Origin of the sequence: Rhodopseudomonas palustris (assembly GCF_003031265.1) — a bacterium.
Lineage (GTDB): Bacteria > Pseudomonadota > Alphaproteobacteria > Rhizobiales > Xanthobacteraceae > Rhodopseudomonas > Rhodopseudomonas palustris_H.
The window spans coordinates 4981923-5000977 of record NZ_CP019966.1; the positions used below are offsets into that span (position 1 = coordinate 4981923).

At 64.7% G+C, this 19055-nt stretch carries 23 protein-coding genes; 7 read left to right on the forward strand and 16 right to left on the reverse strand.

Going from position 1 to position 19055, the window contains the following annotated elements; all coding sequences use genetic code 11:
* Nucleotides 1-10 precede the first annotated feature (10 nt).
* A complete protein-coding gene (locus RPPS3_RS23125) occupies nt 11-880 on the forward strand; it encodes a branched-chain amino acid aminotransferase (protein WP_234820040.1) in 870 nt (289 codons plus the stop codon).
* Nucleotides 881-907: 27 nt separating this feature from the next.
* Here the strand turns inward: RPPS3_RS23125 and RPPS3_RS23130 are convergent, their stop codons facing one another.
* On the reverse strand, nt 908-1792 hold the full coding sequence (locus RPPS3_RS23130; protein ID WP_107346138.1) for an acyl-CoA acyltransferase: 885 nt from the start codon (nt 1790-1792) through the stop codon (nt 908-910).
* 100 nt (nt 1793-1892) lie between these two features.
* Here RPPS3_RS23130 and RPPS3_RS23135 point away from each other — a divergent pair, with 100 nt between their 5' ends.
* From RPPS3_RS23135 to RPPS3_RS23145, 3 genes are read left to right on the forward strand one after another with little or no spacing between them, the layout of a single operon-like run.
* The gene (locus RPPS3_RS23135) at nt 1893-2138 is read left to right on the forward strand and encodes an acyl carrier protein (RefSeq protein WP_012497748.1); all 246 of its coding nucleotides are present in this window, start codon (nt 1893-1895) and stop codon (nt 2136-2138) included.
* On the forward strand, nt 2125-3501 hold the full coding sequence (locus tag RPPS3_RS23140) for a class I adenylate-forming enzyme family protein (protein ID WP_107346139.1): 1377 nt from the start codon (nt 2125-2127) through the stop codon (nt 3499-3501). Before RPPS3_RS23135 ends, RPPS3_RS23140 begins: the two co-directional genes overlap by 14 nt.
* Complete coding sequence (locus RPPS3_RS23145) at nt 3494-4225, forward strand: SDR family NAD(P)-dependent oxidoreductase (protein ID WP_107346140.1); 732 nt, start codon at nt 3494-3496, stop codon at nt 4223-4225. The genes RPPS3_RS23140 and RPPS3_RS23145 overlap by 8 nt, the downstream gene beginning before the upstream one ends.
* Before the next feature lie 73 nt (nt 4226-4298).
* On the opposite strand, the gene RPPS3_RS23150 is transcribed toward RPPS3_RS23145, so the two are convergent.
* Together RPPS3_RS23150 and RPPS3_RS23155 are read right to left on the reverse strand one after the other, a co-directional pair.
* Nucleotides 4299-5240 (reverse strand): amino acid--[acyl-carrier-protein] ligase, encoded by a 942-nt coding sequence (locus RPPS3_RS23150; RefSeq protein WP_107346141.1) that lies wholly within the window; start codon nt 5238-5240, stop codon nt 4299-4301.
* Nucleotides 5241-5274: 34 nt separating this feature from the next.
* Nucleotides 5275-6504, reverse strand: coding sequence for an acyl-CoA dehydrogenase family protein (locus RPPS3_RS23155; RefSeq protein WP_107346142.1), 1230 nt, complete (start codon nt 6502-6504; stop codon nt 5275-5277).
* A gap of 366 nt (nt 6505-6870) precedes the next feature.
* Between RPPS3_RS23155 and RPPS3_RS23160 the strand changes: the two genes are divergently transcribed.
* The 3 genes from RPPS3_RS23160 (at nt 6871) to RPPS3_RS23170 (ending at nt 8427) form a co-directional block, all read left to right on the forward strand.
* A complete protein-coding gene (locus RPPS3_RS23160; RefSeq protein WP_107346143.1) occupies nt 6871-7143 on the forward strand; it encodes a phosphopantetheine-binding protein in 273 nt (90 codons plus the stop codon).
* Nucleotides 7144-7210: 67 nt separating this feature from the next.
* Nucleotides 7211-7666 carry a cupin domain-containing protein gene (locus RPPS3_RS23165; protein WP_107346144.1) on the forward strand — a complete coding sequence of 152 codons (456 nt, stop codon included), beginning with the start codon at nt 7211-7213 and terminating at the stop codon, nt 7664-7666.
* A gap of 173 nt (nt 7667-7839) precedes the next feature.
* Nucleotides 7840-8427 (forward strand): DUF2478 domain-containing protein, encoded by a 588-nt coding sequence (locus tag RPPS3_RS23170; RefSeq protein ID WP_107346145.1) that lies wholly within the window; start codon nt 7840-7842, stop codon nt 8425-8427.
* 407 nt (nt 8428-8834) lie between these two features.
* Here the strand turns inward: RPPS3_RS23170 and RPPS3_RS23175 are convergent, their stop codons facing one another.
* From RPPS3_RS23175 to RPPS3_RS23235, 13 genes are all read right to left on the reverse strand, one after another.
* Nucleotides 8835-9131: a ferredoxin family protein gene (locus tag RPPS3_RS23175; RefSeq protein WP_107346146.1), complete on the reverse strand. Its 297-nt coding sequence runs from the start codon at nt 9129-9131 to the stop codon at nt 8835-8837.
* A gap of 33 nt (nt 9132-9164) precedes the next feature.
* Nucleotides 9165-10472: an FAD-dependent oxidoreductase gene (locus RPPS3_RS23180; RefSeq protein ID WP_107346147.1), complete on the reverse strand. Its 1308-nt coding sequence runs from the start codon at nt 10470-10472 to the stop codon at nt 9165-9167.
* 12 nt (nt 10473-10484) lie between these two features.
* Nucleotides 10485-11591: an electron transfer flavoprotein subunit alpha/FixB family protein gene (locus RPPS3_RS23185; protein ID WP_107346148.1), complete on the reverse strand. Its 1107-nt coding sequence runs from the start codon at nt 11589-11591 to the stop codon at nt 10485-10487.
* A gap of 24 nt (nt 11592-11615) precedes the next feature.
* Complete coding sequence (locus tag RPPS3_RS23190) at nt 11616-12461, reverse strand: electron transfer flavoprotein subunit beta/FixA family protein (RefSeq protein WP_107346149.1); 846 nt, start codon at nt 12459-12461, stop codon at nt 11616-11618.
* A gap of 330 nt (nt 12462-12791) precedes the next feature.
* On the reverse strand, nt 12792-13142 hold the full coding sequence (nifW, locus tag RPPS3_RS23195) for a nitrogenase stabilizing/protective protein NifW (RefSeq protein WP_107346150.1): 351 nt from the start codon (nt 13140-13142) through the stop codon (nt 12792-12794).
* Nucleotides 13143-13170: 28 nt separating this feature from the next.
* Nucleotides 13171-14364, reverse strand: coding sequence for a homocitrate synthase (gene nifV / locus RPPS3_RS23200; protein WP_107346151.1), 1194 nt, complete (start codon nt 14362-14364; stop codon nt 13171-13173).
* Nucleotides 14357-15589: a cysteine desulfurase NifS gene (gene nifS / locus RPPS3_RS23205; protein ID WP_107346152.1), complete on the reverse strand. Its 1233-nt coding sequence runs from the start codon at nt 15587-15589 to the stop codon at nt 14357-14359. The genes nifV and nifS overlap by 8 nt, the downstream gene beginning before the upstream one ends.
* On the reverse strand, nt 15586-16575 hold the full coding sequence (gene nifU, locus RPPS3_RS23210; RefSeq protein WP_107346153.1) for a Fe-S cluster assembly protein NifU: 990 nt from the start codon (nt 16573-16575) through the stop codon (nt 15586-15588). Before nifU ends, nifS begins: the two co-directional genes overlap by 4 nt.
* 27 nt (nt 16576-16602) lie before the next feature.
* Complete coding sequence (locus RPPS3_RS23215) at nt 16603-16923, reverse strand: HesB/IscA family protein (RefSeq protein ID WP_013504427.1); 321 nt, start codon at nt 16921-16923, stop codon at nt 16603-16605.
* 347 nt (nt 16924-17270) lie between these two features.
* Entirely contained in the window at nt 17271-17978 is a 708-nt protein-coding gene (locus RPPS3_RS23220; protein ID WP_107346154.1) for a nitrogen fixation protein NifQ, read from the reverse strand.
* A gap of 17 nt (nt 17979-17995) precedes the next feature.
* The gene (gene fdxB, locus RPPS3_RS23225; protein ID WP_107346155.1) at nt 17996-18307 is read right to left on the reverse strand and encodes a ferredoxin III, nif-specific; all 312 of its coding nucleotides are present in this window, start codon (nt 18305-18307) and stop codon (nt 17996-17998) included.
* A gap of 59 nt (nt 18308-18366) precedes the next feature.
* Nucleotides 18367-18573 carry a CCE_0567 family metalloprotein gene (locus RPPS3_RS23230; protein ID WP_107346156.1) on the reverse strand — a complete coding sequence of 69 codons (207 nt, stop codon included), beginning with the start codon at nt 18571-18573 and terminating at the stop codon, nt 18367-18369.
* A 17-nt stretch (nt 18574-18590) separates the two neighbouring features.
* Nucleotides 18591-19055, reverse strand: a complete 465-nt coding sequence (locus RPPS3_RS23235) for a NifX-associated nitrogen fixation protein (RefSeq protein ID WP_107346157.1) — start codon at nt 19053-19055, stop codon at nt 18591-18593.

The window sequence follows — 19055 nt, forward strand, 5'->3', positions numbered from 1 at the left end:
GGACCCGACGATGCCTGTTGCCGCACCAATCAACTATTCGCAGACCTGGACCTTCTTCGAGGGCAAGTGGCACGATGGCAACGTGCCGATCATGGGGCCGCGCACCCATGCTGCTTGGCTCGGCTCGATGGTGTTCGATGGCGCGCGCGCATTCGAGGGCGTCACGCCGGATCTCGACCGACATCTGGCACGGATCAACTGGTCCGCGGCTAACTTCAAACTGAATGCCCTGGTGGATCAGCCGACATGGCTGGGTCTAGTCCAGGACGGCTTGAAGCGGTTCGCCGGAAGTGCCGAACTCTACATCCGGCCGATGTATTGGGCGCAGAACGGTGTCGGCGGCGGCGTGTTGTTCGATCCCGACACCACCAATTGGTGCCTGTGCATCTACGAAGCGCCGATGCCGAAACCGACCGGCTTGTCGATCACGCTATCGCCGTTCCGCCGCCCGACCGCGGAATCTGCGCCGGTGGAGGCCAAAGCCGGCTGCCTGTACCCAAACAACTCACGCGCGATGATGGAAGCCAAGAGCCGCGGCTTCGACAATTGCCTGCTGCGCGACATGCTCGGCCACATTGCCGAGCTCGGCAATTCCAACATCTTCATGGCGAAGGACGGCGTTGTCTACACGCCGGCCGCCAATGGCACCTTCCTGAGCGGCATCACCCGGCAGCGCGTGATCGAGCTGCTGCGCGGCGATGGCGTCACCGTGATCGAGCGTTCGCTGAGCTATCGGGATTTCGAAACTGCCGATGAGATCTTCGCCAGCGGCAATTTCGCCAAGGTGCAACCGATCATCCGGATCGACGACCGCTCGCTGCAGCCGGGCCCGTTCTACGCCAAGGCGCGCAAGCTATATTGGGAGTTCGCTCACGGTTGAGCGCCGCTGCCGATACCGGCCCGCAATTCAGGGACCGAACAGCACCAGCTCGGTCTCGCTGAGATCGGCAAGCCGCGGCGGGTTCGGGCCCTTGTAGTACTTGCGGCCACGGGACTCGACATAGAAGCCGGTCAGCTCGTTCATCGGACCGAGCGCGTCGAGAATCACGAGCGGCCGGCCGCGCCAGAGCAGCGCTCGGCCCAGCACGCCTGCGCATTGCACGAATTCAGCAACGCCGCGGCAATACACCAGCTGCATCGCGGGGAACGGGAAGCGGCCGTGCTTCACCCGCTTCGGCAAAAACAGGAACGGCATCGTGCGGCCATCAGGCAGATGCACCGCGAGAGCCAGGCATCCATAAGACGCATGGCTGCGGAGCAGCTCACACTCCGTCTCACTCAACCCGGCGACCACGCCGGTTGCTTCGGTCACCACCTCGACACGCGCGCCCTTTTCGGCGCGCGACAACCACGGCAACGCGAAGAACATGCCGTTGCAGTAGCGTTTGAACCCCAGCGCCTCGACGATCGGCCATGTGTTCACCGCCGGCGAGATATTGACATAGGTGACCTGCTTGTTCTTCTGCGCCATCGACGTCAACAGCGTCGCATAATTACGAAAATCGGGCTCGACGTACCAGCTCGAGACGTTGCAGCGGAGAATCTGTTCCGGGCCGGGACGACGCGCCGCGTACAGCAACAACAATGCGCCGACGGGACGGCCACCACTCTCCAGCAGATAACCGTATCGCGCGCAGCCTTCCGGCAATTCACGCGCGCCGACGCGATGCAGTCCGCGCAACCAATAGTCGCGGCGGCGGCCCGGAAAGCCGCGCGTCAGCAGATCGGAGACAGCGTCGATGTCGGCGTCGCCGATCTCACGGCAACGTACTTTGCGGGCTTCCAAAGCCATTTACCAATCGGCCCGAATTGCAAGTGAAGCGCATGGATTTGTTTCGATTTTGCGCCATATGCTCTTTGTCTCACGGATCGATCAGAAAGGCGAAGTGTCGATGTCTGTACGGTTAACAATCGTCTCGGCGATGCAGCAGATCGCTGACGAACAAGGCTTCAAGGTTCCTGCGCTGACGGATGACCTGGTGCTACACGAATCCGGCTTCGACTCGCTCGGCTTTGCCGTGCTCGTCGCGCGACTTGAAGACGAACTCGGCATCGATCCGTTCAGCACGGCAGACGACGCCATCTTCCCGGAGACACTCGGCGACTTCATTGGAGCCTATGAGAATGTCCCCGCGTGAGATCGTTGCGCTCCGCCACTATCTCACCACTGATCTGACCAGCCGCACGCTGTCGGACGCGACTCATGAGATCGCGTTCGCCGACATCGCGCGGGGGACTTGTCTTGCCGGCAAGTTGCCTGAGCTCGCCGGCCGTTCGGTGCTGCTGTCGCTCTCGACGCAGCTCGTCACCGGACTGGCAATGATCGAACTCGACGGCGTGGCGCGGCGAATGCTGCTATGCCCGCCGGACGTCGACATGACCTACGCCGCCGATCTGATCGCGGATGCGGAGATCGACGCCATCGTCACAGATGCGCCAGAGCGTTGGCAAGGCCTCGGCGTCGGCACCATCATCACCGCAGGTCTGCCGCTGCAGCCCGCGGCCCCCATCGCGGCCACGCACGCTACGTCGTGGTTGATGCTGACCTCCGGCACCACCGGCCGGCCGAAGATCGTCGCCCACACGCTGGCAGCGTTGACCGGCGCGATCGTCGGCGACAACGTCGCGAAAGATGCGCCGACCTGGGCGACGTTCTACGACATCCGCCGCTACGGCGGCCTGCAGATTTTCCTCCGCGCCGTGCTCGGCGGCGGCTCGATGGTGCTGTCCGCGCCCGGCGAAGCAATTGGCGATCATCTGGCGCGGCTCGCCGCGCGCGGCGTGACCCACATCTCCGGCACGCCGTCGCATTGGCGCAAGGCGCTGATGAATCCAGCGATTGGCGGTTTCCGCCCCGGCTATGTCCGATTGTCCGGCGAGATCGCCGACCAGGCCGTGCTCGACGGACTCCGCAACGCGTTTCCTGACGCCTCGATCGGCCACGCCTACGCCTCGACTGAAGCCGGCGTCGGCTTCGCCGTCAATGACGGCCATGAGGGCTTTCCGGCGTCGCTGATCGGCAACGCACCCGGCATCACCATGAAGGTGGTCGACGGCTCGCTGCGGATCAAATCGACCCGCGCCGCACACACCTACGTCGGCCGCAGCGCCCCGCCGCTAACCGACGCCGACGGCTTCGTCGACACCGGCGACATGGTCGAGCTGCGCGGCGATCGCTATTACTTCGTCGGCCGCCGCGACGGCGTGATCAATGTCGGAGGCCTCAAGGTTCATCCTGAGGAAGTCGAAGCCGTGATCAACCAGCATCCCTCGGTGCGGATGTCGCGGGTGCGGGCGCGGCGCAGCCCAATCACCGGCGCGCTGGTCGTCGCGGAGGCGGTGCTCGCCAGTGTGGCGGACGCCGGGCGCACCGGCGCGATCCGCGAGGCGATCCTCGCCAATTGCCGCGCCGCGCTGCCGCCGCACAAAGTCCCGGCGTCGATCCATTTCGTGCAGCAACTCGATGTCACCGCCTCAGGAAAGCTGGCCCGCCATGCATAAGGTGGTGGTGACCGGCGGCAGCCGGGGGATTGGGCTCGCGATCGCACGGCGCCTCGCCGCGGCCGGCTACGGCGTGATCGCTGTGGCGCGGCGCGAGAGCGACGAGCTGAAGACTACGATCGACGAGGCTGCGAAAGGACCTGGGTCGATCGCGTTCAAGGCTTACGACCTCGGAGACATCGACGGCCTCGCCGGCTTCGCCAAGTCGCTGCGCCAGGAATTCGGCAAGATCTACGGCCTCGTCAACAACGCCGGCATCGGCACCGAGGGCGTGCTCGCCACCATGCACAACAGCCAGATCGAGACGCTGCTGCGCATCAACGTGACCTCGCCGATCGTGCTGACCAAATACATTGTCCGCCACATGATGGCCGATGGCGCCGGCCGCGTGATCAACATGTCGTCGATCATCGGCTCGACCGGCTACAACGGCCTGTCGGTGTACGGCGCCACCAAGGCGGCGGCGATCGGCTTCACCCGCTCGCTCGCGCGCGAGGTCGGCCGACTCGGCATCACCGTCAACGCAATCGCGCCCGGCTTCATCGACACAGAACTGACCGCGGGACTTGCCGGCGAAGGTCGCGACAAGATAGCGAACCGCAGCGCCCTGCGCCGCCTCGCCGAAGCCGATGACGTCGCCCGAATGGTCGAGTACCTACTCGGCGACGGCGGCCGCAATATCACCGGCTCGGTGCAAACCATTGACGCCGGGAATACGGCGTAGGTCGCGAAGTTACCAACCTCTCGTCATTCCGGGTCACGCGGTACGCATGCCCCGGAATGACAATGCGAGGCCGTCAGTCGAGCGACAGCACGTCGCGCACGCTGGCCGGCCAAGCACTCGTATCGATGCCGTGGGTCGCGAACAGCGCTACCGCGAGGCGATCCATGCCGAAGGCGACGCAGCCGGTGTGGGCCGGGTTGCCAACCGCATCCTCGATGCCCCAGGTGACGCCGAAATGCTCGCGGTGATAGTTGAAGCTCATGCAGGCGGTCGGCTGCTCTTCAGACCGGAGCGGCACGAGCAATTCGAACTTCAGCGCCTGCTGCTGCTGGCTGATCGCCTTCATCTGGCCGACGCGGCCGAAAAACGGATCGGATGCAGTCTCGACGCGGAATGTGAGACCAAGACCGCGGGCGATCGCCTGCGCCTTCACCATCCAGCGCTCGCGGAAGTCCGCGACATCCTGCGGCGCACCGATGCAGACATATTCCCGCATCCGGAACGATTGCAGCCGGTCAAGATGCTTCGACGGCTCGCGGCGGAAGCAATCGGCAGCAACATCGAAACGCGCGCCGCCCGCCGGAAGCGGACCGCGGCTCGCCGCGATCGGATACACCGGATAGCAGGCCGCGGGTGACAGCACGAGGTCGGCGGGAGACAGCGACGTCGTCCAATCGCCGCCGGAATCAAACCGGCTGACCGCCGCGTTGATCTCCTGCTCCGTGCCATGCAGGCCGCAGACGCAACCGAGCAGATTGGGGAAGCTCTTCAGATAGCCCGACTTCTCGAGCTGACCGCGGCTCATCACCGGCGGAAACCGCATCACTTCGGTGCCGTCCTCGCGATGCCGCGAGATCAGCGCCGCCAGCTTCTCGACCACGCCCTCGTACAGAGCGGTGCGCGCATAGACGCCGTCGGCGCCGAGCTTGTGGAACAGGTGCTCGGCCAGGTGATCAAGCGGATCGACCGGCTGCAGCGCGGCTTCGGCCGGCGTGGTGCGGATCGCCATATTCATGAAGCGGCCTCCTCGTTGACGATTGACGGTCGATTTAGTCGCGCAGGCTCGCCGGGACCGGGCTCATCAGATTGGCGGTGCCAATATTGGCGAGGATCCGATCGTTGTTGATCATCAGCGGCGCAGACAGCACGTCGCGCAAATGACGGCCGAGGGTAAAGTCGCCATCGTTGCGATAGCCCGACAGGCCGCAGGCGCGCATCGCGCTCATCACCGTCTCGACAGCAAGTTCAGAAGCTTCGACTTTGAGCAGGTTGATCGAGGACTGGAACTCCAGCGAGCTCAGCGCGCGTTCGTCGAATTCATGCGCGGTGTAGGCGTCGAGATGCGTGGCGATCATCGCCCGCAGCTTGGTCAGCGAGCGCTTGGCGCTGGTGAAGTGCGCCGCGCCGGGCGGCATCTGCCCGCCGGCGCCGCGCGCCGCCTTGCGAACGAACGCCTGCGCCCGCTCCACTGCGGCAGCAGCAATGCCGGCCCAAGCCGACGACCAGCTTAGATGCGCCACCGGCGTCATCGTCTGCGCATGAATGCGATCGTAAGATTCGGTGAACACCTGATCGGTCCGACCGGTCGCACGCAGCTCGAAGCCGGTGCTGCAGGTGCCGCGCATGCCGAGCGTCTCCCAGCCCAGCGTCGGCGTCAGCGTGTAGTCGTCCTTGGTGAACACCACCAGCACCTGATCCGAGGCGGCAGCATCGTCCGCACGGCGCGCGATGGTCATCACGCCATCCGCTTCGGCGCCGTAGGAGATCACAGTGGCGTCGCGCACCAGCGCGACGCCGGTTTCGGTCCGCTCAATCGCCGCCGCGCTGGAGCGGACGTTGCCACCATTGTTGCCTTCGGTGGTCGACGACGCCAGCAGCATCTGCTCGGCAGCGATCCGCCGCATCAGCTGCTCGTGCCAGGCGTTGCCTCGGCCGTGGCGCACCAGGCACGCCACCTTGGTTTGGTGCATCGCGACGATCATCGCAGTGGAGGCGCAGGCGCGCCCGAGCGCGTAGCACATCTCGGCGATGTCATGGACCGAGGCGCTCTCGCCACCGAACTCGATCGGAATCTGCGCGCCAAGCAGCCCGTACTCGCGCGCTGCATCGAGCGCAGCCTTGGGGAACCGGGCTTCGCGATCGACCGCCTCCGCATGAGCGGCGGCGATCGCCGCGACGTGAACCACGCGCTGCATCAACGGTATCGGCTCGGTACCGAACTTGTCATTGGCCGGCTGAGCCGTGAAGTCGCGAACCGCGTTATCGGTGATGATCGCCATGGTCGTGAACTCCCTGATGCGGACGTACGCCGTGTGTATCGTTCGCGATCGGGATCAGACCGGCTGCGCCGAACCGTCGATCGCTGCTGGTAGCAAGCTATGGATTGGTCAGGAACACGTCGAGGCGAATTCAAAGTGAATCAATTTGGATTCGAATTGAGGGTTAATCGGACTTTGCGCCGATCGCGAAAACTTTCGGAATCCCCGTTAGTGTTAAAATTCGAATGAATATGTCGACACTCGGCGGAGCATTGTCTCCGACTGGCAGTTGCGATTACATCGCCGCAACGATAGCGAGCTGCGTGCGCGGACCAAACTGTTCGTGAGGCGCACGGAAGACTTCGAACACATCAAGGAGATCGCGTCATGCAGGCAGGCTCGGCGGCTGCGGTGGAGAGCAAGGTCCTCGCTCTGGTGGAGTCGATCCTGACGCAGAACGGGCTCTCCGGCGACATCAAACGCGACACGACGTTTGCCGATGCGGGACTGACCTCGATGGAGATGGTCAACCTGATGCTCGCAGTGGAAGCCGAATTCGACATGACGCTGCCGCAGTCCGACATCACGCCGGAGAATTTCACCTCGGCCGCGACAGTCGCGCAGCTCGTGCTGCGACGCCAGCACGCCCAGGCCGCTTAGTTACGTGAGCTTTCTCGCCGGAAACGACCAGCATCACAACCGAACAACGATCAGCAGGAGACGCCCGATGCCCAACGACCTGATCCTCACCTCCCGCACCGACGTCGAGCTAGAGCCGGCGCCGATCGAGCCGTCGTGGATCATCGAAGGCAATCCGGTCGCAACGAACTGCACGCTGTCGCGCAGTGCCGACGGCATGGCGTCAACGATCATCTGGCAGTGCACCGAAGGCAAGTTCAACTGGCACTACGACATCGACGAGACCATCTGCATTCTCGAAGGCTCGGTTGTGATCGAAAGCGCCGGCATGCCGGCGAAGCGCTACGGTCCAGGCGACGTGATCTTCTTCAAGGACGGTGCCAGCGCGCGCTGGCATGTCGAAGGCCACATCCGCAAGATTGCGTTCTGCCGTCGCACCCAGCCGCGGCTCGTCGGGCTGGGCGTGCGGGTATACGCCAAGCTGCGTTCGATGCTGCTGCCGTCCGCCAATCGGCCCGCGCAGTCGTTGCTCGGCGCCAACTGAGCCGATCACCATCGCCGCGGCCGAAGGCCGCAAATCAGACGGCGGATCGCATGGCGGTCCGCCGCTTTCGTTCGCCAGCCCTACTGAAGTCGGATTGATTTGACGCAAAGAAGCAGTTTGCGGGTTCTGGCATGTCCTAAGGCGAAAGTCGCATTTGGGGCAAAGCAGACGCGATGGACTTTTCTCACGGCAGGTCGGGACGGCCTTCGATTCTCGCGATCGTGTACACCGACGGCGCAGCCGCTTGCAGGCTGATGTCGGATCTCGGCCGACGGCTGCGCGACGCAGGCGTCGTTGTCGCTGGTCTGGTGCCGTATCAGGCGGTCGTCGATGACGGCGGCCCGCGCTGTGACATGGAAGTCGAGGAGCTGTCCTCCCACTTCATCCTTCAGCTCGCCGAAGAGCGCGACAAGCAGCCCCACGGCTGCCGCGTCGATCCGGAAGCCGTGCAGGAAGCAGCCGCACTGATCGCAGCCTCGTTCCGCAATGCCCCCGAACTGCTGATCGTCAACAAATTCGGCAAGCTCGAAGCCGATGGCGGCGGCCTCAGCGACGTCATCAGCGACGCCGTGGATCAGGGAATTCCGGTCATCGTCGGCGTTCCCGAGCGGCATCTGGCGCCGTGGCGCTGCTTCACCAGTGGCCTCGCCGAAGAAGCGACGCTGGACTCGCCCCGTATTCAGCAATGGCTGGCCCGCCGCGGCTTCGGCCTGCGACGCGGCACCGTCGGCCCGCAGCACGTGCTCAATTCGGCGGCGTGAGGCGATAAAAGGCGGCGGTCCCTGCGGCCTCACGACTGAGCTGCTCGGTCGCCTGCCGCTTCCCGCTCTCCATCTGTCGCGCTTCATCGACCAATCGACGCGGTTTCCTCGTCGCGCACAATACGCTCCATCCTGAGGAGCGAAGGCAGCGCACGTCGCGAAGGGTCCGGAGACTGACATTTGCGGCGCATGGTTCGAGACGACGCTACGCGTCTCCTTACTATGCGGTTGTGCTCGCCTCGAGCTACACAGCCACAACAGCAGGACGGATCCCTAAACACCAATGCCCGGGACCAGCCCGGGCATGATGTCTTGCGGGATGAAGCAACCAGGGCCGAAGCGAGCAGCCACAGAGGCGCAGGCGGCGTCTCCTGCCTGCGCGGGCCGTCGCCCCTGGCGCGGTGCTCTCAGCCGAACTTGAACAGCACGCCGTAGCCGCCGCGCGGATAGCTCCACTCGATGTCGCCGCCGCCTTCGGCCAGCACGCGGCAAGTGCCGCATTCGACGCAGCCGTCCGGCGTCACTTCGACCTGGCCGTTGCTGTTGAGCTCGTAGCAATGCGCCGGGCAGATCTTCAGCAGCGCCAGCAGTTGCGGCGACGGCTTGGTGTGAGGCTTGACCTTGATGTGGGCGTTGCCGACGTCGACCAGATAGCGGTTCTGATACAGCTTGTCTTCGACGCGAACCGGGGCTTCCGTTGTCATCGTCCGTTCTCCGCTTTCTCGAATCCCGCTGAGTTATCGCCACGCCCGCGCGAAGCGGAACGCGTCGCCGAACAATCCGCCCCACGACCGCGCCGAAACGAACGACTTGATCGTGGTCTTTTCCTTCTCGATCTTCGGCGTGCCGTCGACCCGCACGAAGTTCTGCAGCGCCTTGTTGACGAGCTGCGGATAGGTCAGGAAGAAGTTCTGCGAGCGGATATGCAGCAAATCCGGCATATCCTTGTACTTCTTCAGATCTTTCATGACGAACGAGTCGTCCAGCATCTTCTTGTAGAGCGCGAGATTCTCCTTGGTCATCGGATCCTTGCGCGACTTCACCTGGAAGATCGCTTCGGCGGCGATCCGGCCCGAGGTCATCGCCAGGTTCGAGCCCTCGCGATGCATCGCGTTGTTGAGCTGCGCGGCGTCGCCGACCACGACCCAGCCGTCGCCGTAAAGCTGCGGGATCGCCTTGTAGCCGCCCTCCGGGATCAGGTGGCCGGCGTATTCCTTCACTTCGGAGCCTTCGATCAGCGTCGCCACCGACGGATGCTTCTTGAAGCGTTCGAGCAGGCCGTACGGCGTCTCGCCGGTCTTCTGGAAGTCCGACACCAGACAGCCGATGCCGATCGAGATCGACTCCTTGTTGGTGTAGATGAAGCCCATGCCGGTCATACCCGCCGAGATCGTGCCGGCAGCCTCGATCACCACGCCCTCGTCGCCCTTCAGATTGAAACGGGCTTCGATGGTCTCGCGCGGCAGGAAGTGCATTTCCTTCACAGCGAGCGCGACGTTCTCCGGCGACGGACGCTCGCGCAGCTCGGCCTTGGTGCCGAGCAGGCCGTTGACGCCTTCGGCCAGCACCACGACATCGGCATGCACCTGGCCGCCTTCACGATCGGTGATCACGCCGATCACCTTGCCGTAGGCGTCCTGCACCAGTTCCTTGACGGTGGTTTCGCAGAGCACGATCGCGCCGGCTTCCTGGGCCTTGCTCGACAGCCATTTGTCGAACTGAGCGCGGATGATGGTGTAGCGGTTCGGCTTCTCTTCGTTGAAGTCTTCCGAACGGTGATGCAGGCCGGTGTGAGACTTGGCGTCCATCATCCAGAACCGCTGCTCGACGAGGTGACGCTCCAGCGGCGCATCCTCGCGGAAGTCGGGCACCAGCTTCTCGAGCATGTCGGCATAAAGAATGGCGCCCTGCACGTTCTTCGAGCCCGGATATTCGCCGCGCTCGATCTGCAGCACCTTCAGGCCACGCTTGGCCAGGGTCAGCGCCGCGGCGTTGCCGGCCATGCCGGCTCCGACGACGATGGCGTCGAAACGTTCTTCGATCATGGCAGCCTCCTGTTAGCTCGCGATCCGATCGCGGGTGTGCGGCGACAGCCGCTTGCGGAACGCTTCGGTGAGCGCCGGCAGCAAGCGGATCGCATCGGTGACGAGGGCGAGATGGGCGAAATCGAAGATCGGCGCGTTCTTGTCGGTGTTGATCGCGACGATCAGGTCGGAGCCGTCGACGCCGACGCGGTGCTGAATCGCGCCGGAGATGCCGGCGGCGATGTACAGCTTCGGCCGAATGGTCTTGCCGGTCTGACCGATCTGGCGGTCGGCCGAGACCCAGCCCTTCTGCACCAGCGGCCGCGAACAGCCGTATTCGGCGCCGAGCACGCCGGCGAGCTGGCGCACCAGCTGGAAATTCTCCGGCGAAGCAAGCCCGAGACCGCCGGCCACGACGATGTCGGCATAAGCGAGGTTCGAGGTCGCCTTGTCGCGATCCGGCACGAAGGCCAGGATCTTGGTGACGATATCAGCTTCGACCAGACCGAGCGGAAATTCGATGACGCGGCCGACCGGCTTCTCGACCCGTTCGGGCATCGACATCACGCGCGGCCGTACGGTCGCCATCTGCGGGCGGAAGTTCAGCGTGTAGATCGTGCAGAGCAGCGAGCCGCCGAAGGTCGGACGGGTCGCGGCGAGCGAGTTGTCGGAGTCGACTTCGAGCTCGGTGCAGTCCGCGGTCAGGCCGGTCAGCAGCGTGGTAGCCACCGCGCCGGCGAGGTCGCGGCCAAGCGTCGTGGCGCCGAGCAGCAGGATCTCCGGCTTATGGGTATTGACCAGATCGGTCAGCGCCTTGGTGTAGGACTCGTTGCGATAGTCGGTCAGCACGTCGTCGGCGACGACGTAAGCGAGGTCGGCGCCGTAGCAGAACGACTCGGCGACCGCAGCCTTGGTGGCGTCACCGGTCGGGCCGATCACCACCGCGGCAAGCTCGACGCCGAGCTTATCGGCGAGGCGGCGGCCGGAGCCCATCAGCTCCCAGGAGACGGGGTGAACGTGACCACGCTCCTGCTCGATAAACACCCAGACGTGCTTATAAGCTTTGAAATGCTCGGGCAGCTCCTTCTTGGCGGCGGCGCGTCCGGCGGGCTGCGGGGCAGGCTTGGCGGGCTGGCTCATCGAAGCGGCTCTCTGTTCGGGTTGTCAGAATCCGCGCGCCAGCTCGAACATTTCGTTCTCGAGCTTGGGCCGGAGCTTGAAGATTTCGTCGATCAGCGCTTCCGCCGGGGGCTGCCCGGCGGCCTCAACGACCTTGGCCTTCTCGGCCCGCGGGGTCGGCGCGAACACGCGCTTCACCACCGTCGGCGAGCCGCGCAGGCCGCACTTCTGGATGTCTTCGACACCGGCGTCCTGCGCACTCCACTTCACCACTTCGGCGCGTGCGGCGTTCAGCGCGTTGACCATCGAGCCGCGGCGCACCTGATTGGTGCCTTCCAGCATGGTGATCAGGCATGGCAGATTGCTGCGCAGCACCTGCACGCCGCCTTCGGAGCGGCGTTCGACTTCGATGGTGCGGGCCTCGAGGTCGAGCGATGAGACCTTCGAAACGTAGGTGAGCTGCAAGAAGTCGAGCCGCTTGCAGATGCCGGGGCCGACCTGGGCGGTGTCGCCGTCGATGGTCTGCTTGCCGGTGAACACCACATCGACGGCACCGAAGGTCGAGCCGATCTTGCGGATCGCCGCGGCGAGCGCGTAGCTGGTCGCCAGCGTGTCGGAGCCGGCGAAGAAGCGGTCCGTCAGCAGCACGGCGCGGTTGGCGCCGATGGTCAGCGCCTTGCGCAGAGAGTCCTCGGCGGTCGGCGGGCCCATCGTCAGCACCGTGACTTCGCCGCCGAGCTTGTCACGTAGCCGCAGCGCCTCTTCGAGCGCGAACAGATCGTAGGGATTGATGATCGTCGGCACGCCCTGGCGCATGATCGTGTTAGTGACCGGATGCACGCGGATCTGGGCCGAGTCCGGAACCTGCTTGATACAGACGACGATATGCATGGAGTGGCTCCGCGCTTGCTGACAGAAGCTTGACGACGGAGACTTATGAGCAAGCCTCGTACCAACTTTTCCGCCGAGGAAAATATCACGCCAAACCAATCATTTGCGACGGGCAGCTGGGATTGTTACCGGCGCTTCCGAGGGTTGCAATCCGACAACTCCGACACTTGTCGGGAAGGCGACAGCGGCGTGACCGACCAGACATTTCACGCCACTGTGAGATCACCCGCCAAACACGACATGGATGTGAGAAAATACGTCTGGCAGGCGCAGCAAAACGGCCCGCCGCGAACGCGACGGGCCGGCGATAGCAGCACCAAAAGGCGGCGGTTACTTCAACGCGTCGAGCGGCACGAAGGCCGGGCGCTTCGGCGTCTTCGGCGCCACCGCGTCCTTCAACACCTTGAACACACGCTGATCGAGCGGCGAGGACGCGACGAAATCGGCATAAGCCCGCTCCAGCACCGCCTTGCAGCGGGCAGCGGCTTCGTCGCCCGGCAGGTGCTCGAGATCTTCACCAGCGAGATACTGACCCATGCGCCGGAGGATGTGCAGCCGCGCGACGTTGAGCAGCCTGGGATCGTAATCGACGCCGAGCAGTTCGAAGAACTCCTCGGCGGAGCCGGCGCGCTGCAGCCGGGCTACGATATCGGCGGGTTCGGTGACGGCGGATGTGCTCATCTCGGTCTCCTTGGTGGGTTGTCGTCGCTCAGGCGCAGGTGGTGAGCGTCCGCTCGCGGACCTCGCGCCAGATTGCGATCAGTGTCTCGTTGCCAACCGGGCCCTTGTGGGTGACCGCATAACGGCGAACTTTGGCCAGGATGCCCTGCGCCTCGTCCGCGGTGGCCGGCAGATCGAGCTTGGCGAGCGATGAGGTGATCGCCGACAGCCCGGAATGCTTGCCGATGACGATGCGGTTGGAGCGGCCGAACAGATTCGGATCGAGCGACTGATAGGTGCGCTGATCCTTGAGCAGCCCGTCGACATGTATTCCCGATTCATGGGTGAAGACGTGCTCGCCGACGATCGCCTTGTTGAGCGGGATGGTGCGCGCCGCCGCGGTCGCGACCAGATCGGCGACGTTGCCGAGCTCCGACAGCACGATGCCGGTGTCGCGGCCATAGAGCTGCTTCAGCGCCACCGCAACCTCTTCGAGCGGCGCGTTGCCGGCACGCTCACCAAGACCGATCACCGTCACCGAGGCATGGGTGGCGCCGGCACGCAACGCGGCCAGCGTGTTAGCGGTGGCGAGGCCGAGGTCGTCGTGGCCGTGGAATTCAAGCTCGAGGTCGGTCGAGGCGCGGAGCGCCGCGAGCAGCGCGTGGCTGGAGAATGGGTCGAGCACGCTGAGTGTATCGGCGATCCGAAACCGACGCGCGCCGGATGCCTTCGCGGTGGCAATCACCTCGGCGAGGAATTCGGGATCGGCACGCGAAGAATCCTCGCCGCCGACGGCGACGTCGAGGCCGCGGTCGCGGGCATAGCCGACCACGCGCTTGACGGTTTCGATCGCATTCGAACGTAGACCGCCGAGCTTCGCAGCGATCTGCACATCCGACACCGGCACCGAAACATTGACCATCGAAACGCCGGCCTTCAGCGCGGCATCGACGTCCTCGGTACGCATCCGGCACCAGGCAATCGTCGTTAGCGGCAGCCCGGCCTCGACGATGGCGCGGATCGCCGCAATCTCGTCGGCGCCCATCGCAGGCGTCCCGGCCTCGATTTCCGGCACGCCGGCGCGCGCCAATGCGCGGGCGATCGCTACCTTTTCGGCGGTGGAGAACGCAACACCCGGCGCCTGCTCACCATCACGCAAGGTGGTGTCGTTGAGCACGATCGGAGCGGACTGAAAACCGCAGGACTGATCCGGCCGGACGATCTCAGACTTGATCTCAGACATGGGTTGTTCCTTGCGCACTTCCAGACGAACGCCCGACCGCTTGCGGAGCATCATCGGCTCCGAACGGCGAGATTGCCCGCAGCTTGGCGACCACGGCGGGAACGACTTCCAGCGCGCGGTCGATGTCTGCATCGGTGTTGTCGCGCGACAGCGAGAACCGCACGCCGCCCCGAACCGCGTCTTCGGCGACTTTCATGGCCAGCAGCACATGCGACGGCTCGAACGAACCGGTCGCGCACGCCGAACCCATCGAAGCCGCGATGCCCGCCCGGTCCAGCAGCGTAATGATCGCCTCGCTGTCGATGAACGAGAATGCGAGGTTCGAGGTGTTGGGGAGGCGCTCGGCGCGAGCACCGACGGCGACGCAGTGATCGACCCGCGCCAGGATCTCGCGTTCGAGCCGGTCACGCAGACCACGCACACGGATGTCCTCGTCGGCCATCGCGCCAGCGGCAAGCTCAGCCGCGATGCCAAGGCCGACGATGCCCGGCACGTTCTCGGTCCCGGCACGGCGGCCGCGCTCTTGCTGACCGCCCTTGATCTGCGGCTTGAAGCGGATGCCGTTCCGTACATACAGCGCGCCGACGCCCTTCGGGCCATGCAGCTTGTGTCCGGAGAGCGACAGCATGTCGATCATGGTCGATTGCAGATCGATCGGGCACTTGCCGACCGCCTGCACCGCGTCGGTGTGGAATAGCGCGCCGACTTCCTTGGCTAGCTCAGCCAGATCCGCCACCGGCTGGATCACGCCGGTCTCGTTATTGGCCCACATGATCGACGCGATCGCGACACGGTCAGACATCGCTTCGCGATAGGCCAGAATGTCGAGCCGGCCCTGACGATCGACCGGGATCAAATGAACGCGGATGCCCTTGTTCTTCTCCAGCCAGGCGCAAAGCGACAGCACCGCCGGATGTTCGACCGCCGAGATGATCACCTCACGCCGCCGCGGCGCAGCTTCCAGCGCGGACAGGATCGCAGCGTTGTTACTCTCGGTGCCGCCCGAGGTGAAGATCAGCTCATGCGGCTGCGCGGCGCCGATCAGCGCCTGGACGCGTTCGCGCGCCCGCTTGACCGCAAGCGCGGCGTGACCGCCGAGTCCGTATTTCGATGACGGGTTGCCGTAGTACAGCGAGAAGTACGGCAGCATCGCTTCGACGACGCGCGGATCGGTCCGCGTCGTTGCATTGGCGTCGAGATAGACGATGTCTGCCGGCTCGTTCATGACACCGGCACCACGCGTAGCGGCCGGCCGAACTTCTCAGCCAGCTTGGCCTGGACACCCGACAGCGTCACCGACGAAAGCTGGCAGCCGACGCAATTGCCGGACAGCCGGACATAGACGATGTTGCCGTCGAGGCTGACGAATTCGCAGTCACCACCATCGCGCTGCAGATGCGGCCGCAATTCTTCGACCGCTTCGGCGATCAGCGCCTCTTGCGGCGGCGCATCGACCAGTCCGGCCGGCGGAGGCACGGGACGTGACGGCGTGGCCTTGGCAATCGGCCGCAGATGCGCGGGCGTCGCCTTGGCGGCAAAGATATTGGCGGCCGGCGGCGGCGCACCATGCGGCTTCAACTCAGTGGCGCGCGGCGTCGCGGAGCCGATCCGGTAGGCGTCTTCGGCCGCAATCAGGCCGTCCTCGACCATCTCGGCATTGACGCGCGCGAGCAGGGATTCGATCTGCTTGAAGCAGGTGCTGCAGCTGCCGGCAGCCTTGGTGTAGGCAGTGACGTCGTCGAGACTGGTCAGCCGATTGAAGCGAATGGTGCGCTCGATCATCATCTGGCCGACGCCGAGGCACTTGCAGGCCGGCGGCGCATCGGCCTCGGCCACTGCGGCCTTGCCGCGATACGAACCGATCGCCTGCTGCAGGGCCTCAAAAGTCATCACCGCGCAGTACATCCGCTCGCGCGGCAAATCGCCCAGGTAGTCGGCGATCGCCGCGGCGCTGATGCCGCTGGCTTCATCGATGGTCTTGCCGGTGATCATGTCAGTGAGGGCCGCCGAGGCGGCGATCGCCGAGCTGCAGCCGAACGCCTGAAAGCGGGCCTGCGCGATCCGTCCGTCGTCGGGCTCGACCTTCAGCATCAACTTGACGGCGTCGCCCCAGCCGATGCTGCCGAACCGTCCGACTGCATCAGCCTGCGGCAGAGGACCGGCATTCGGAGAAGTGGAGAAATGATGATCGAACTTGCCGAGGCTGAGCATGGCCCGCTCCCGTGGCTGGCGCTGCGCTTAACCGAACGACTTACCGCAACCGCACTTAGTGCCGGCGTTGGGGTTGTCGAACGTGAAGCCGGAGCCTTCCAGGCTCTCGACGAAATCGATGGTCATGCCGGACAGCAGCGGCTGCGAGTCCGGATCGATGAACACCTTGACGCCGCCGGCTTCGACCACAGCGTCATCGACACGCGGTTCGGCATCGAGGCCGATCAGATATTTGTAGCCGGCGCAGCCGCCCGCCTCGACCATGACGCGCAGCCCGGCTTCAAGCTTGCCGGCGCGCGACATCGCAGCCTTCACAGCGGTCCCGGCTTGTTCGGTGAGAATGATCATGGTCGGCCTCCATTTGTTGGGTCCGACATCAACAAGTGCAACCGCTGTGCCAGCGCGGGCACAGACGGCAAGCCACTGATTTCGTGCAAAATTATCAGCACCCGACAATGTCGGACGTCCGACATGGTCGCGAAGCCGACGGTTTCCGACAATCGCTCGCAGCTATTCACCTCAAGGCCGCAAGCATCGCGCCCCCCTTCACCCTCCCCTGGAGAGGGAGGAGCGGCACGCAGGCCGCGAAGCGAAGTGGGTGCCGGGGTGGGGTAAGCCGCTCTTTGCCACCCCGCCGCGCTCGCTGCGCGAGCGCTCCTCCCCCCTCACGGGAGGTGAAGAGCGGCGTCACAGCGTCAAGCCACGGCCGTCCGCAGTTCAACCTCGCGGCGCCGGATCGCCATCCGGCTTTCGCCGCTTTCTTCACCGAAGCACTCGGCGAAGTCGCCGCACTGCGAGCAGACCGGGGTGCTACACATCACCATACCGTCGTCTTCGCAGAGCTTGCGGTAGAAGAACCGCTTCCAGCGCATGTTGCGGGTGTTGTCGCGGGCCAGCGGCTCGAAATGCCGCATCAGCAGCCGGCTCAGCTCGGCGCGGCTGCGCAGCCCGAGATCTTCCCACAAATGCTCCGGCTGCATTGCTCGGCGCGCCACCATCGCGGCGAGCCAGCGACCGACGTCGCCCGAGGTCGAGCAATGCTTGAGCAGCAGGTCGCGAACCATGCCGGCTTCCTCGTCCTCGTCGTGCTCGCCGACCGCCAGCACCGACAACAGGACCGAGACATGCGGGAACCAGCCGACGATCAGCGCCGCGAAATCGTCGGCTGTCAGACCGCTGGACTCCGTGATCGAGCCGGGTTCGGTGACCGCAACCGACAGGATCGACGCCAACACGTGACGATCGAATGCCCGATCGTCATCGATCTGGGCTTCGGCCGGGGTGCAGCCGGTCAAGGCCCGGTACACCACCGCCGGAGAGGACGCGAAGCTCGACGCCGTCACGCGCAGCGGCAGCGCCGCTGCCGTCGCGCCTGCCGCCTGGATTCCCGCTGCGCCGAGCATGTCCGTCGCTCCCTTGCTTAGAGCCCGAGTTCGCTGGCCTTGACGTGGGTCTGGCATGCCTTCGGGCAGACCCGGACGCAGGCCGAGCAGCCGATGCAATTGCCGGCCGCGTCGAGGACCATCACCTTGCGGACGAACTCCTCGTCATCGTCATCATCATCGAGCGAACAGGCGACCAGTTCGCCCTCCTCGTTGACACCCATCAGATGCATCACGTCGCGCGAGCACACCTTGTGACAGCGGCCGCAACCGATGCACTTCTTGTCGTCGATCGCGGTGAGGTAAGTCGGTTCCCACGGCTGGCCGTCGCGGGTGGAAAAGATCGCCATTGTTCGCTCCTGCGCACGGCTCGCGGCCGCGCCGTTTGGGCTGAGGCGTTCGGCCGCGATCAGGCGGCTTTCGCTTCCAGCTCCTTCAAAGCCTTCCGCGCGGCTTCAAGGGCCGCGTAGGCATCCTGGGTTTCCTGCGCCACCGTCATGATGTTCTGCCAATTGATCGGCAGCTCTTCCGACAGGTCGTGCAGATTCATCTTCATCGTCGTCGCGCGAGCGGACAGTTTCTTGATCTCGGCCTTCAGCGTGTCGATGTCGGACATGCGTTCTCGCTCTCGCGTTAGAGGTTGGCGACGTCGGGATATTTGCGGATCATCTCGCTGCCGGCGGCGACCAGCTTGTCACCCTCCTCGGCCAGCTTGCCGAGGTTATCGAAGCCGAAGCGATGAACGTCGCGCATGTGTTTGTTGATGACGATCAACCGCCCGGCGCTGAGGATCAGCCGACCGAAGCCCTCGTGGTGCATCTTCATCATCGGCGACACCATGATTCTGGTCTCGCGTTCGATCGACAGCGCCACCGCGTTGTAGAACAGTTCGAGCCGCCACAGCGTCTCCGGATCCGGATCGCCCATGATCGGGATCTCGCGGCGCTTGGCCTTGTCTATGATGAACGGCTCCAGCAGCTTCAGATCGGACTTGCCCTCCCAGACACCGTGGGTGTCCTGAGCGCGGAGCTGCTTGACCAGTTCCTTGACGAACAGCGAGTCGAGCGCGGCGTCGGGAGCAGTGGTGGCTTCGGTCAT

Bases quoted from the DNA above. Each gene is read 5' to 3' on its own strand.
- RPPS3_RS23125 (WP_234820040.1), top strand. From the start codon at position 11: ATGCCTGTTGCCGCACCAATCAACTATTCGCAGACCTGGACCTTCTTC.
- RPPS3_RS23130 (WP_107346138.1), bottom strand. From the start codon at position 1,792: ATGGCTTTGGAAGCCCGCAAAGTACGTTGCCGTGAGATCGGCGACGCC.
- RPPS3_RS23135 (WP_012497748.1), top strand. From the start codon at position 1,893: ATGTCTGTACGGTTAACAATCGTCTCGGCGATGCAGCAGATCGCTGAC.
- RPPS3_RS23140 (WP_107346139.1), top strand. From the start codon at position 2,125: ATGTCCCCGCGTGAGATCGTTGCGCTCCGCCACTATCTCACCACTGAT.
- RPPS3_RS23145 (WP_107346140.1), top strand. From the start codon at position 3,494: ATGCATAAGGTGGTGGTGACCGGCGGCAGCCGGGGGATTGGGCTCGCG.
- RPPS3_RS23150 (WP_107346141.1), bottom strand. From the start codon at position 5,240: ATGAATATGGCGATCCGCACCACGCCGGCCGAAGCCGCGCTGCAGCCG.
- RPPS3_RS23155 (WP_107346142.1), bottom strand. From the start codon at position 6,504: ATGGCGATCATCACCGATAACGCGGTTCGCGACTTCACGGCTCAGCCG.
- RPPS3_RS23160 (WP_107346143.1), top strand. From the start codon at position 6,871: ATGCAGGCAGGCTCGGCGGCTGCGGTGGAGAGCAAGGTCCTCGCTCTG.
- RPPS3_RS23165 (WP_107346144.1), top strand. From the start codon at position 7,211: ATGCCCAACGACCTGATCCTCACCTCCCGCACCGACGTCGAGCTAGAG.
- RPPS3_RS23170 (WP_107346145.1), top strand. From the start codon at position 7,840: ATGGACTTTTCTCACGGCAGGTCGGGACGGCCTTCGATTCTCGCGATC.
- RPPS3_RS23175 (WP_107346146.1), bottom strand. From the start codon at position 9,131: ATGACAACGGAAGCCCCGGTTCGCGTCGAAGACAAGCTGTATCAGAAC.
- RPPS3_RS23180 (WP_107346147.1), bottom strand. From the start codon at position 10,472: ATGATCGAAGAACGTTTCGACGCCATCGTCGTCGGAGCCGGCATGGCC.
- RPPS3_RS23185 (WP_107346148.1), bottom strand. From the start codon at position 11,591: ATGAGCCAGCCCGCCAAGCCTGCCCCGCAGCCCGCCGGACGCGCCGCC.
- RPPS3_RS23190 (WP_107346149.1), bottom strand. From the start codon at position 12,461: ATGCATATCGTCGTCTGTATCAAGCAGGTTCCGGACTCGGCCCAGATC.
- nifW (WP_107346150.1), bottom strand. From the start codon at position 13,142: ATGAGCACATCCGCCGTCACCGAACCCGCCGATATCGTAGCCCGGCTG.
- nifV (WP_107346151.1), bottom strand. From the start codon at position 14,364: ATGTCTGAGATCAAGTCTGAGATCGTCCGGCCGGATCAGTCCTGCGGT.
- nifS (WP_107346152.1), bottom strand. From the start codon at position 15,589: ATGAACGAGCCGGCAGACATCGTCTATCTCGACGCCAATGCAACGACG.
- nifU (WP_107346153.1), bottom strand. From the start codon at position 16,575: ATGCTCAGCCTCGGCAAGTTCGATCATCATTTCTCCACTTCTCCGAAT.
- RPPS3_RS23215 (WP_013504427.1), bottom strand. From the start codon at position 16,923: ATGATCATTCTCACCGAACAAGCCGGGACCGCTGTGAAGGCTGCGATG.
- RPPS3_RS23220 (WP_107346154.1), bottom strand. From the start codon at position 17,978: ATGCTCGGCGCAGCGGGAATCCAGGCGGCAGGCGCGACGGCAGCGGCG.
- fdxB (WP_107346155.1), bottom strand. From the start codon at position 18,307: ATGGCGATCTTTTCCACCCGCGACGGCCAGCCGTGGGAACCGACTTAC.
- RPPS3_RS23230 (WP_107346156.1), bottom strand. From the start codon at position 18,573: ATGTCCGACATCGACACGCTGAAGGCCGAGATCAAGAAACTGTCCGCT.
- RPPS3_RS23235 (WP_107346157.1), bottom strand. From the start codon at position 19,055: ATGACCGAAGCCACCACTGCTCCCGACGCCGCGCTCGACTCGCTGTTC.